At 69.7% G+C, this 12671-nt stretch carries 10 protein-coding genes; all 10 read left to right on the top strand.

All coding sequences use genetic code 11. The annotated features are described in order from the left end of the window. Positions 1-42: 42 nt before the first annotated feature. Positions 43-2085 (top strand): excinuclease ABC subunit UvrC, encoded by a 2043-nt coding sequence (uvrC, locus tag ACFVX6_RS28460; RefSeq protein WP_389696161.1) that lies wholly within the window; start codon positions 43-45, stop codon positions 2083-2085. Continuing rightward, positions 2082-3077, top strand: a complete 996-nt coding sequence (gene rapZ, locus ACFVX6_RS28455) for an RNase adapter RapZ (RefSeq protein ID WP_389696159.1) — start codon at positions 2082-2084, stop codon at positions 3075-3077. Before uvrC ends, rapZ begins: the two co-directional genes overlap by 4 nt. Beyond that, positions 3074-4138, top strand: a complete 1065-nt coding sequence (gene yvcK / locus ACFVX6_RS28450; protein ID WP_389696157.1) for a uridine diphosphate-N-acetylglucosamine-binding protein YvcK — start codon at positions 3074-3076, stop codon at positions 4136-4138. The genes rapZ and yvcK overlap by 4 nt, the downstream gene beginning before the upstream one ends. Continuing rightward, positions 4129-5130, top strand: coding sequence for a DNA-binding protein WhiA (gene whiA, locus ACFVX6_RS28445; protein ID WP_112449750.1), 1002 nt, complete (start codon positions 4129-4131; stop codon positions 5128-5130). The genes yvcK and whiA overlap by 10 nt, the downstream gene beginning before the upstream one ends. A gap of 197 nt (positions 5131-5327) precedes the next feature. Beyond that, on the top strand, positions 5328-8285 hold the full coding sequence (locus ACFVX6_RS28440) for a M14 family zinc carboxypeptidase (protein ID WP_389696154.1): 2958 nt from the start codon (positions 5328-5330) through the stop codon (positions 8283-8285). Positions 8286-8493: 208 nt separating this feature from the next. Next, complete coding sequence (gene gap / locus ACFVX6_RS28435; RefSeq protein WP_243338363.1) at positions 8494-9498, top strand: type I glyceraldehyde-3-phosphate dehydrogenase; 1005 nt, start codon at positions 8494-8496, stop codon at positions 9496-9498. A 140-nt stretch (positions 9499-9638) separates the two neighbouring features. Further along, complete coding sequence (locus ACFVX6_RS28430) at positions 9639-10850, top strand: phosphoglycerate kinase (protein ID WP_389696152.1); 1212 nt, start codon at positions 9639-9641, stop codon at positions 10848-10850. 6 nt (positions 10851-10856) lie between these two features. After that, a complete protein-coding gene (tpiA, locus tag ACFVX6_RS28425) occupies positions 10857-11645 on the top strand; it encodes a triose-phosphate isomerase (RefSeq protein WP_389696150.1) in 789 nt (262 codons plus the stop codon). Positions 11646-11794: 149 nt separating this feature from the next. Further along, positions 11795-12025 (top strand): preprotein translocase subunit SecG, encoded by a 231-nt coding sequence (secG, locus tag ACFVX6_RS28420; protein ID WP_266881680.1) that lies wholly within the window; start codon positions 11795-11797, stop codon positions 12023-12025. Positions 12026-12203: 178 nt separating this feature from the next. Then, a complete protein-coding gene (locus tag ACFVX6_RS28415) occupies positions 12204-12539 on the top strand; it encodes an RNA polymerase-binding protein RbpA (protein WP_007263454.1) in 336 nt (111 codons plus the stop codon). Positions 12540-12671: the final 132 nt, after the last annotated feature.

Genomic DNA, 12671 nt, shown 5'->3' with positions numbered 1-12671 from the left:
GCCTCGGCCCGGTTGTCGGCGGGCGACAGTAGGGTGGTTGGCATGGCCGACCCTTCCAGCTACCGCCCCGAGCCGGGACAGATCCCCGACTCCCCGGGGGTCTACAAGTTCCGCGACGAGCACCGCCGGGTGATCTACGTCGGGAAGGCCAAGAGCCTGCGCCAACGGCTGGCCAGCTACTTCCAGGACCTCGCCGGGCTGCACCCCCGTACCGCCACCATGGTGACCACGGCCGCCTCCGTCGAGTGGACCGTGGTCTCCACCGAGGTCGAGGCGCTCCAGCTCGAATACTCCTGGATCAAGGAGTTCGACCCCCGGTTCAACGTCAAGTACCGGGACGACAAGAGCTACCCCTCCCTCGCCGTCACCATGAACGAGGACTACCCGCGGGTCCAGGTCATGCGCGGACCCAAGAAGAAGGGCGTGCGCTACTTCGGCCCGTACGGGCACGCCTGGGCCATCCGCGAGACCGTCGACCTGATGCTCCGGGTCTTCCCCGTCCGCACCTGCTCCGCCGGGGTGTTCAAGCGGTCCGCCCAGATCGGCCGCCCCTGTCTGCTCGGCTACATCGGCAAGTGCTCCGCGCCCTGCGTCGGCCGGGTCACCCCCGAGGAGCACCGCGAACTCGCCGAGGACTTCTGCGACTTCATGGCCGGCCGCACCGGCACCTACCTCACCCGCCTCGAACAGCAGATGCACGAGGCCGCGGAGGAGATGGAGTACGAGAAGGCCGCCAGGCTGCGCGACGACATAGGGGCCCTGCGCCGCGCGATGGAGAAGAACGCGGTCGTGCTCGCCGACGCCACCGACGCCGACCTGTTCGCGGTCGCCGAGGACGAGCTCGAAGCGGCCGTGCAGATCTTCCACGTCCGCGGCGGCCGGGTCCGCGGCCAGCGCGGCTGGGTCACCGACAAGGTGGAGGCCGTCGACACCGCCGGGCTCGTCGAGCACGCCCTCCAGCAGCTGTACGGGGAGGAGAAGGGCGAGGCCGTCCCCAAGGAGGTGCTGGTCCCGGCGCTCCCCGAGGACACCCCGGCCCTGAGCCAGTGGCTCGCCGAGCGGCGCGGCTCGCAGGTGAGCCTGCGCATCCCGCAGCGCGGGGACAAGAAGGCGCTGATGGAGACCGTCCACCGCAACGCGCAGCAGTCCCTCGCCCTGCACAAGACCAAGCGCGCCGCCGACCTCACCACCCGCTCGCGGGCCCTGGAGGAGATCGCCGAGGCGCTGGAGCTGGACGGCGCGCCGCTGCGCATCGAGTGCTTCGACATCTCCCACCTCCAGGGCGACGACGTCGTCGCCTCGATGGTGGTCTTCGAGGACGGGCTGGCGCGCAAGGGCGAGTACCGGCGCTTCCAGATCAAGTCCTTCGAGGGGCAGGACGACGTCCGCTCCATGCACGAGGTGGTCTCCCGGCGCTTTCGCCGCTACCTCCAGGAGAAGCTGAAGACGGGGGAGTGGTCGCCCGAGGACGCCGCGGGCGCCCCGGGCGTCGTGGGCGGCGAAGTCGATCAGGACGCGGCCGAGGACGACGGGCGCCCCAAGCGCTTCGCCTACCCGCCGCAGCTCGTCGTGGTCGACGGCGGGCAGCCCCAGGTGGCCGCCGCCAAGCGCGCCCTGGAAGAGCTGGGGATCGACGACGTCGCCGTGTGCGGCCTCGCCAAGCGCCTGGAAGAGGTCTGGCTGCCCGGCGAGGACGACCCGGTGGTGCTGCCCCGCAGCAGCGAGGGCCTGTACCTGCTCCAGCGGGTCCGTGACGAAGCCCACCGGTTCGCCATCCAGTACCAGCGCAACAAGCGGGGCAAGCGCCTGAAGGCCGGGCCCCTCGACGAGGTCCCCGGGCTCGGCGAGAGCCGCAGGCTGGCCTTGATCAAACACTTCGGTTCGGTGAAAAAGCTCAGACAGGCGACAATCGATCAGATCTGCGAGGTCCCGGGCATAGGCCGCAAGACGGCCGAGACCGTGGCCGTGGCCCTCGCCCAGGCGGTTCCCGCCGGTCCCGCCGTCAATACGGCGACCGGGGAGATCATTGAGGATGAGACCCCCGCGTCCGCGGGAGCAGCATCCGATCGGGGGACCGAGCAATGACCGAGCGCGAAACCCGGCACGACCGAGGATCCGAGCAGGATTCCGGGCACGACATCGCATCCGAGTACGACCGAGACGGAGCACAGGTGAGTACGGGCACGACAGTGGAGCCCGGAGATACCGCCGAGGCGGCCATCCCCGAGCTGGTGATCATCTCCGGAATGTCCGGGGCCGGCCGCAGTACGGCGGCCAAGTGCCTGGAGGACCTCGGCTGGTTCGTCGTCGACAACCTCCCGCCCGCGCTGATCACCACCATGGTGGAACTCGGCGCCCGCTCGCAGGGCAACGTGGCGCGCATCGCCGTCGTCGTCGACGTCAGAGGCCGCCAGTTCTTCGACGCGCTGCGCGAATCCCTCGCCGACCTGGAGGCCCGCGGGGTCACCCGGCGGATCGTCTTCCTGGAGTCCTCGGACGAGGCCCTCGTCCGCCGCTTCGAGGGGGTCCGCCGCCCGCACCCGCTCCAGGGCGACGGCCGCATCGTCGACGGCATCGCCGCCGAGCGCGACCTGCTGCGCGAGCTGCGCGGCGACGCCGACCTGGTCATCGACACCTCCAGCCTGAACGTGCACGAGCTGCGCGCCAAGATGGACGCCCGGTTCGCCGGCGACGAGGAGCCCGAGCTGCGGGCCACCGTCATGTCCTTCGGTTTCAAGTACGGCCTCCCCGTCGACGCCGACCTCGTCGTCGACTGCCGCTTCATCCCCAACCCGCACTGGGTCCCGGAGCTGCGCCCCTTCACCGGTCTGAACGAGGAGGTGTCGGGCTACGTCTTCAGCCAGCCCGGAGCCAAGGAGTTCCTGGACCGCTACACCGAACTGCTCCAGCTGATCGCCACCGGCTACCGCCGCGAGGGCAAGCGGTACGTGACCATCGCGGTCGGCTGTACCGGCGGCAAGCACCGCAGTGTCGCCATGTCGGAGAAGCTCGCCGCACGCCTCGCCTCCGAAGGGGTCGAGACCGTCGTCGTCCACAGGGACATGGGGCGCGAGTGACCGGACGTACCATGCGGCTCCGCCGCCTGCGCCGGCTCACCACCGGCAAGGTCGAGGGCGGGACGGGCCGTACGGGCCTGCGCAGGGGCGAGGCCCATGCCGCACCCAAGGTCGTGGCGCTCGGCGGCGGCATGGGCCTCTCGGCCTCGCTGACCGCCCTGCGCCGGATCACGGGCGAGCTGACCGCCGTCGTCACCGTCGCCGACGACGGCGGCTCCAGCGGCAGGCTGCGCGAGGAGCTCGGCGTCCTGCCGCCCGGGGACCTGCGCAAGGCGCTGGCAGCGCTGTGCGGTGACGACGACTGGGGCCAGACCTGGTCGCGGGTCATCCAGCACCGCTTCCAGTCCCAGGGCGACCTGCACGAGCACGCCGTCGGCAATCTGCTGATCGTGGCCCTGTGGGAACAGCTCGGCGACCCGGTCCAGGCCCTGGACCTCGTCGGCAAGCTGCTCGGCGCCCAGGGCCGGGTGCTGCCGATGTCGGCGGTCCCCCTCGAGCTCCAGGCCCTGGTCAAGGGGCACGATCCGGCCCGCCCCGAGGACGTGGACACCGTGCGGGGACAGGCCACCGTGGCGCTGACCCCCGGCGAGGTGCTCTCCGTGCAGGTGGTGCCGAGCGACCCGCCGGCGGTGCCCGAAGCGGTCGCGGCGGTGCTCGACGCGGACTGGGTCGTACTCGGTCCGGGGTCCTGGTTCTCCTCGGTGATTCCGCACCTGCTGGTGCCCGAACTGCTCGACGCGCTGGTCGAGACGAAGGCCCGAAGGGTGCTCTCGCTGAACCTCGCACCACAACCCGGCGAAACAGAGGGCTTCTCTCCGCAGCGTCATTTGGAGGTTTTGGCCCGACACGCCCCTAAACTCGCCCTGGACGTGGTGCTTGCCGATCAGGCTGCCGTGCCCGATCGCGAGTCCCTCGCCGATGCCGCAAAACGGTTCGGCGCCGCGGTCGAGCTGGCGCCGGTCGCCAGGCTGGACGGCTCTCCGAAGCACGATCCGGAGCTGCTGGCCGCCGCGTACGACCGTATTTTTCGGATGCATGGAAGGATCGGCCCATGGCGATGACGCCCGCGGTGAAGGATGAGATCGCCCGCCTGCCTGTCACCCGCACCTGCTGCAGGAAGGCGGAGGTCTCGGCGATCCTTCGGTTCGCGGGCGGGCTGCACCTGGTGAGCGGCCGGATCGTCATCGAGGCGGAACTGGACGCGGGGATCGCGGCCCGCCGCCTGCGCAAGGACATTCTGGAGATCTTCGGGCACTCCTCGGATCTGGTGATCATGGCTCCGGGAGGCTTGCGCCGGGGCAACCGGTACGTGGTCCGGGTGGTCGCCGGCGGCGACCAGCTCGCCCGCCAGACCGGCCTCGTGGACGGCCGCGGCCGTCCGATCCGGGGTCTGCCCCCGCAAGTGGTCTCCGGGGCCACCTGTGACGCCGAGGCGGCCTGGCGCGGGGCCTTCCTGGCCCACGGCTCCCTGACCGAGCCGGGGCGCTCCTCCTCCCTGGAGGTCACCTGCCCCGGTCCGGAGGCCGCCCTGGCCCTGGTCGGCGCCGCCCGCCGGCTCTCCATCGCCGCGAAGGCCCGCGAGGTCCGCGGCGTGGACCGGGTCGTCGTACGGGACGGGGACGCCATCGGCGCCCTGCTGACCCGGCTCGGCGCCCACGACTCGGTGCTGGCCTGGGAGGAGCGGCGGATGCGGCGCGAGGTGCGCGCCACCGCCAACCGCCTGGCCAACTTCGACGACGCCAACCTGCGCCGCTCGGCGCGGGCCGCGGTGGCCGCCGGAGCGCGGGTCCAGCGCGCCCTGGAGATCCTCGCCGAGGAGGTCCCCGAGCACCTCGCGGCCGCCGGCCGGCTGCGCATGGAGCACAAGCAGGCCTCCCTGGAGGAGCTGGGTGCCCTCGCCGACCCGCCGCTGACCAAGGACGCGGTCGCGGGCCGGATCCGCCGCCTGCTGGCGATGGCCGACAAGCGGGCCCAGGACCTCGGGATCCCGGGCACCGAGTCGAACCTCGACCTGAGCGACAGCGAGGAGCTGGCCGACAACATGGCCGGCTGAGGCCGCACGGGCCGCCAGGCCGGACGCAGGTCCGGTCGGCGTACGGCACTGCTGCCGAAAGGGGTCCGCACGATCACTCGTGCGGGCCCCTTTTCGGTAGGCCCCATTGACATGAGCATGGGCTGATCGTGAGCCTGTCGTCCGAAGCTTTCGTGGCAGACGGGAGCTTTCGTGGCAGACGACGCCCAGGGGGGCACATGAGGCACCGCGCGAGATCGATCCTCGCCGCAAGCGCATTCGTCTTCGGCACCACACTGGCCGCACTACCCGCAGCGGCCCAGGCCCAGCCCGGTGCGGCGGGCCGGTCCGCCGCCGACGAGGTGCGGGTCTACGACGCCGACATCACCAAGGAGCAGGTCCCGCTGGTCCTCGCGGCCGGCCAGGACGCGCACGAGCTCTCCGAACGCGCCCCGGAGACCGGGACCGCCAAGGTCGAGCTCTTCCTCACCGGCGGTCAGGCCAAGGAACTGGCGGCTCAGGGGATCACGCTCGCCGAACGCAAGGTCCCGGCCAAGGCCGCGGCGCGCTCGCTGGCGGCCGGTGACGGGGTCTTCCGCCCGTACAGCGGCAAGGGCGGGCTCCAGGAGGAGATCCTGCGCACCGCCCAGGAGAACCCGGGCCTCACCAAGGTCGTCTCCATCGGCAAGACCGTTCAGGGCAAGGACATCCTCGCCCTGAAGGTCACCAAGAACGCCAAGAAGAGCAGGGACGGCGGCAAGCCCTCCACGCTGTTCATGTCGAACCAGCACGCCCGTGAGTGGATCACCCCCGAAATGACCCGGCGGCTGATGCACCACACCCTGGACAACTACGGCAAGGACCCGCGGATCACCAAGCTGGTGGACTCCACCGAGCTGTGGTTCCTGCTCTCCGCCAACCCCGACGGCTACGACTACACCTTCGCCCCCGACGGCCAGCGGCTGTGGCGCAAGAACCTGCGCGACAACAACGCCGACGGCACGATCACCGCGGGCGACGGCGTCGACCTCAACCGCAACTTCGCCTACAAGTGGGGCTACGACAACGAGGGCTCCTCGCCCAACGAGTCGAGCGAGACCTACCGCGGCACCAAGGCCGCCTCCGAGCCCGAGACCGTCGCCCTGGACACGTTCCAGAAGCGCATCGGCTTCGACTACGCCGTCAACTACCACTCCGCCGCCGAGCTGATCCTGTACGGGGTGGGCTGGCAGGTGGCCACTCCCACCCCCGACGACGTCGCCTACAAGGCGCTCGCCGGCACGCCGGAGAACCCGGCCGTCCCCGGCTACTACCCGCAGGTCTCCTCCGAGCTCTACACCACCAACGGCGAAGCGGACAGCCAGGCGGCCAACGCCAACGGCATCATGATGTTCACGCCGGAGATGACCACCTGCCAGACGGCCTCCGCGATCGACCCGAACGACCAGTGGAAGCCCGAGGACTGCGCCTCCGGCTTCAACTTCCCGGACGACGAGAAGCTCATCCAAGGCGAGTTCGCCAAGAACATCCCCTTCGCGCTCTCCGTCGCAGAGAGCGCCGAACACCCGGACCGGCCGAAGTCCTCCCTGGGCCTGACAGCCGCGGACTTCACCCTGGACCCCTTCACCACCTCCTACGCGGCCCGCGGCGAGGACCAGGAGGTCGCCGTCACGGCCCGCAAGGCGCTGAAGGACAAGGAGCTGAACTACCGGATCAACGGGGGCCGCACCCACGACGAGGACCTCGAGGCCTGGAAGGGCGGTGAGGTCTACGGCGGCGACGACAACAACTGGTTCGACGAGTACCGGGCCGAGGTCGACGGCGCCAAGCCCGGCGACAAGGTCGAGGTCTGGTTCACCGGCCGCGACCGCGGCAAGCAGGTCTCCAGCGAGCACTTCACGTACACGGTGGCCGAGCGGCCGCGCGCCGACGTGCTGGTGATCGCCGAGGAGGGCGCCCCGGCGCAGCACGCGCAGGCCTACGTCGACGCCCTGCGCGCCAACGGCAAGAGCGCGGCGGTCTGGGACGTGGCCGTCCAGGGCGCCCCGCACCACCTCGGAGCCCTCTCCCACTTCCGTACGGCCGTCCACTACACCGGGGCCAAGTCTCCGGGCGGCGACACCCAGCTGGCGGTACGCGACTTCCTCAACGAGGGCGGCAAGCTGATCGAGGCCGGCGAGCTGGCGGGCGGCAACGCCCAGGTCGGCCGCGCCGTGACCAACGACTTCAGCCAGTACTTCCTCGGCGCCTACGGCCGCGCGGCGGTCACCGGCCCCACCGGTTTCACCGGAGCCGGCTCCCTGACCGGGGCCAAGGGCGCCCTCGGCGACGCCACGGGCAACCCGCTCGACCGTCCCGGCTCCTACACGGTCACCTCCGACACCCTGCCCGCGGCGCAGTTCCCGCAGTTCAAGAGCGCGCAGTCGGGCCAGTACGCCGGAGTCGTGAACCCGTACGCCCCGTACGCCGGCGCGTCGATGGCCTCGGCCACCCACGCGGACGACGACTGGAAGCGCCTCACCCGCACCATCGACCTCACCGGGGTCACCGCGGCCGACCAGCCGAAGCTCAAGATGGCGCTGAACTGGAACACCGAGGAGGGCTACGACCACGCGGTCCTGGAGTCCCGTACCGCGGGCGGCGACGACTGGACCACGCTGCCCGAGGCGAACGGCCTGACCACCACCACCGTGCCCGAGGAGTGCGGGGCCGGGTTCTTCATCAACGGCCACCCGTTCCTGCGCCGCTACCTCACCCTCGACGCCGGCGGCTGCACCCCGCAGGGCACCAGCGGCACCTGGAACTCCTTCACCGGATCCTCCGGCGGCTGGAAGCAGGTCTCCTTCGACCTGAGCGCGTACGCGGGCAAGACCGTCGAGGTCTCCCTCGCCTACGTCACCGACCCGGGCTCGGGCGGCCGCGGGGTCTTCGCGGACGAGGCGCGCGTGTCGATCGGCGGCACCGACCAGGCGGTCGAGGGCTTCGAGTCCTCGCTCGGCGTCTGGACCGCCCAGGGCGCACCTGCCGGAAGCCCTGATGTTCCGGGCGATTGGTCCCGGTCGGGCGAGCTGTTCAAGTCCTACGCCTCCGTCACTACGCGTGACACCGTGCTCCTGGGCTTCGGCCTGGAGCACGTGCCGGCGGCGGCCGATCGCGCCGTACTCGTCGGTAAGGCGCTCCGCTCGCTGAACCACTGATCAGAGGCCCTGACCGCGCTCACCGTGAGTGACCGGGCACAAAGTCCCCGAGGTCCCGTACTCGTCCTGGAGTGCGGGGCTTCGGGGCGTGTCACAGGATGGTCGATGTCACTCCGAAGCTCACGGAGAGGTAGTGTCGTAAGCGGTCGGGGACATCCCATACAGCTCGCTGGCGGACAGGCCGGCGCACCAACGAGGAGATCGGTTCGTGACGATCCGCGTAGGCATCAATGGTTTTGGCCGAATTGGCCGCAACTACTTCCGGGCGCTCCTGGAGCAGGGAGCGGACATCGAGATCGTCGGTGTCAACGACCTGACTGACAACGCAACCCTGGTTCACCTCCTCAAGTACGACACGATCCTGGGCCGTCTCAAGGCCGAGGTCAGCCACACCGACGACACCATCACCGTCGGCGGCAACACCTTCAAGACCTTTGCCGAGCGCGACCCCGCGAACCTCCCCTGGGGTGAGCTGGGCGCCGACATCGTCATCGAGTCGACCGGCATCTTCACGAAGAAGGCCGACGCCGCCAAGCACATCGCGGCCGGCGCGAAGAAGGTCCTCATCTCGGCTCCGGCCAAGGACGAGGACATCACGATCGTGATGGGCGTCAACCAGGAGAAGTACGACGCGGCCAACCACCACGTCATCTCCAACGCCTCCTGCACCACCAACTGTGTGGCGCCGATGGCCAAGGTCCTCCTCGAGAACTTCGGCATCGTCAAGGGCATGATGACGACGGTCCACGCGTACACGAACGACCAGCGCATCCTGGACTTCCCGCACTCGGACCTGCGCCGGGCGCGCGCCGCCGCCGAGAACATCATCCCGACCACCACCGGTGCCGCCAAGGCCACCGCGCTGGTCATCCCGGAGCTGGCGGGCAAGCTCGACGGCATCGCGATGCGCGTCCCGGTCCCCACCGGTTCCGTGACCGACCTCGTCATCGAGCTCGAGCGCGAAGTCACCAAGGACGAGGTCAACTCGGCCTTCCAGAAGGCCTCTCAGGGCCAGCTGAAGGGCATCCTGGACTACACCGAGGACGCGATCGTCTCTTCCGACATCGTGAACTGGCCGTACTCCTGCACCTTCGACTCCTCCCTGACCATGGTCCAGGGCAAGAGCGTCAAGGTCATCGGCTGGTACGACAACGAGTGGGGCTACTCCAACCGCCTCGTCGACCTGACCGTGTTCGTCGGCGGTCAGCTCTAAGCACCAAGGCAGGCACCACGATGTGAGCACCGGGGCTCGGGCAGCGCGATGAAGCGCTGTACGGGCCCTGTTGCTTGCCTCGTACCCCTCTCGCCCCGCACGGGTAAAGTCCTGGGCTGGGAAAAGGAGTAGAAAACAGCATGAAGACGATCGACGAACTTCTCACCGAGGGCGTATCCGGCAAGCGGGTCTTCGTCCGCGCCGACCTCAACGTGCCGCTCTCGAACGGCGAGATCACCGACGACGGCCGCATCCGCGCCGTGCAGCCGACCATCGCGAAGCTCGCCGAGGCCGGCGCCCGCGTGATCGTGGCCTCGCACCTGGGCCGCCCCAAGGGCGCCCCGGACCCGGCCTTCTCGTTGGCGCCCGCCGCCGCCCGCCTCGGCGAACTGCTCGGTGCGGACGTCGCGTTCGCCACCGACACCGTCGGCGCCTCCGCAAAGGAGACCGTCGCCGGCCTCGCCGACGGCCAGGTCGCCGTCATCGAGAACCTGCGCTTCAACGCCGGTGAGACCGCGAAGGACGACGCCGAGCGCGGCGCCTTCGCGGACCAGCTCGCCGAACTGGCCGACATCTACGTCGGTGACGGCTTCGGCGCTGTCCACCGCAAGCACGCCTCGGTCTTCGACCTCCCCGCGCGCCTCCCGCACGCGGCCGGCTACCTCATCGCCACCGAGGTCGGCGTCCTGAAGAAGCTGACCGCCGAGGTCAAGCGCCCGTACGTGGTCATCCTCGGCGGCGCCAAGGTCTCCGACAAGCTCGCCGTCATCGACGAGCTGCTCGGCAAGGCCGACCGCCTCCTCATCGGCGGCGGCATGGCGTACACCTTCCTCTACGCCAAGGGCTACGAGGTCGGCATCTCCCTGCTCCAGAAGGACCAGGTGGACGTCGTCAAGGAGTACATGGAGCGCGCTGAGAAGAACGGTGTCGAGCTGGTCCTCCCGGTCGACATCCTCGCCTCCAAGGACTTCCCGGACCTGAAGACCAAGGCCCCGGCCGACTTCATCACCGTCGACGCGGACAAGATCCCCGCCGACCAGGAGGGTCTGGACATCGGTCCCAAGACCCGCGAGCTGTACGCCACGAAGATCGCCGACGCGGAGACCGTGTTCTGGAACGGTCCCGTGGGCGTCTTCGAGCACCCCGACTACGCCGGCGGCACCAGCGCCATCGCGCAGGCCCTCGTCGACAGCAGCGCCTTCACCGTCGTCGGCGGTGGCGACTCGGCCGCGGCCGTGCGCACGCTGGGCTTCGACGAGAACGCTTTCGGCCACATTTCGACCGGTGGCGGCGCCTCCCTCGAGTACCTCGAGGGCAAGACGCTCCCCGGCCTCGCCGCACTGGAGGTCTGAACCCTGATGACTGAGAACACCGCCGGCCGTACCCCGCTGATGGCGGGCAACTGGAAGATGAACCTCAACCACCTCGAGGCCATCGCCCACGTCCAGAAGCTCGCCTTCGCCCTGGCCGACAAGGACTACGACTTCGTCGAGGTCGCGGTCCTGCCGCCCTTCGTCGACCTCCGTTCGGTCCAGACCCTGGTCGACGGCGACAAGCTGAAGATCAAGTACGGCGCCCAGGACATCTCGGCGCACGACTCGGGCGCCTACACCGGCGAGATCTCCGGCCCGATGCTCTCGAAGCTGAAGTGCACGTTCGTGGCCGTCGGCCACAGCGAGCGCCGCCAGTACCACGGCGAGAGCGACGAGATCTGCAACGCCAAGGTCAAGGCCGCCTACAAGCACGGGATCACGCCGATCCTGTGCGTCGGCGAGGGCCTGGACATCCGCAAGGCCGGCCGGCAGGTCCCGTACACGCTGAGCCAGCTCGACGGCGGCCTCAAGGACATCCCGGCCGAGCAGGTCGAGTCCATCGTGATCGCGTACGAGCCCGTCTGGGCCATCGGGACCGGCGAAGTCGCCACCCCCGAGGACGCGCAGGAGGTCTGCGGTGCCATCCGAGGCCGTCTCGCGGAGCTGTACTCGCAGGAGCTGGCCGACAAGGTCCGCATCCAGTACGGCGGCTCGGTCAAGTCCGGCAACATCGCCGCGATCATGGCCCAGCCCGACGTCGACGGCGCCCTGATCGGCGGCGCGGCGCTGGACGCGGACGAGTTCGTCAAGATCGTCCGTTTCCGCGACCAGTGACGGTCATCGTGAGTATGCGGTAGGGCGGATCCGTCGTACCCTTGCGGGGGCCGGCAGGCTGAACCAGCTGCCGGCCCCCGTGCTCGTGATCGGCACTGCGGGAAAGCCGGAAAGTCAGTAAGCCCAGAAAGTAGGAATCAGCCGTGATTTTGGGGTTCGAGATCGCCTTGGTCGTCTTCAGCGCCCTGCTGATGCTGCTCGTGCTGATGCACAAGGGCAAGGGCGGCGGTCTTTCCGACATGTTCGGCGGCGGTATGCAGTCGTCGGTCGGCGGCTCCTCGGTCGCGGAGCGCAACCTCGACCGCATCACCGTGGTGATCGGCCTGCTCTGGTTCGCGTGCATCGTCGCCCTCGGTCTGCTCATGAAGGCGAGCAGCTGAACCGTTCTGGCCATTCCGCCGGTCCGGTCGGCTCCCCCCGGCCTATCATGAGGTCCGGCGTTCTTGTCTGGAATGGGTAACTCCACTCCTGGACGGGCGTTGGGCCTTACGTAGACTTGGGCGCCCGCGACGGAATCCACTCACGTTTCGCGGCACCATCACGCAGGGAGTTACGACCGTGGCAAGTGGCAACGCGATCCGTGGTAGTCGGGTCGGAGCGGGGCCGATGGGTGAGGCCGAGCGCGGCGAGTCCGCGCCCCGCCTGCGCATCTCCTTCTGGTGCTCGAACGGGCACGAGACGCAGCCGAGCTTCGCCAGCGACGCGCAGGTGCCGGATACCTGGGACTGCCCGCGCTGCGGGTTCCCGGCCGGCCAGGACCGGGACAATCCGCCCGCGCCGCCGCGCACCGAGCCGTACAAGACGCACCTGGCGTACGTACGGGAGCGGCGGACCGACGCGGACGGCGAGGCGATCCTCGCCGAGGCGCTCGCCAAACTGCGCGGCGAGATCTGACGCGTTCCCACCGAACGACCGACGTGGCATCCGGCCCGGCCCGCAGGAGTCTTCTCTCCTGCAGGCCGGGCCGCTTTGTGTCGGTTGTGCCGCTTGCCATCCCTTAGGTTGGAACCGGCGGGGCACGACAGG

Origin of the sequence: Streptomyces sp. NPDC058289 (assembly GCF_042880975.1) — a bacterium.
Classification (GTDB): domain Bacteria; phylum Actinomycetota; class Actinomycetes; order Streptomycetales; family Streptomycetaceae; genus Streptomyces; species Streptomyces stoeckheimensis.
The sequence above is the reverse complement of the archived record's forward strand: the minus strand, read 5'-3'. Positions and strand labels throughout refer to the sequence as shown.

What these genes read in the sequence shown, in the direction of transcription:
- rapZ (WP_389696159.1), top strand. Translation starts at nt 2,082, where the DNA reads ATGACCGAGCGCGAAACCCGGCACGACCGAGGATCCGAGCAGGATTCC.
- uvrC (WP_389696161.1), top strand. Translation starts at nt 43, where the DNA reads ATGGCCGACCCTTCCAGCTACCGCCCCGAGCCGGGACAGATCCCCGAC.
- whiA (WP_112449750.1), top strand. Translation starts at nt 4,129, where the DNA reads ATGGCGATGACGCCCGCGGTGAAGGATGAGATCGCCCGCCTGCCTGTC.
- ACFVX6_RS28440 (WP_389696154.1), top strand. Translation starts at nt 5,328, where the DNA reads ATGAGGCACCGCGCGAGATCGATCCTCGCCGCAAGCGCATTCGTCTTC.
- ACFVX6_RS28430 (WP_389696152.1), top strand. Translation starts at nt 9,639, where the DNA reads ATGAAGACGATCGACGAACTTCTCACCGAGGGCGTATCCGGCAAGCGG.
- tpiA (WP_389696150.1), top strand. Translation starts at nt 10,857, where the DNA reads ATGACTGAGAACACCGCCGGCCGTACCCCGCTGATGGCGGGCAACTGG.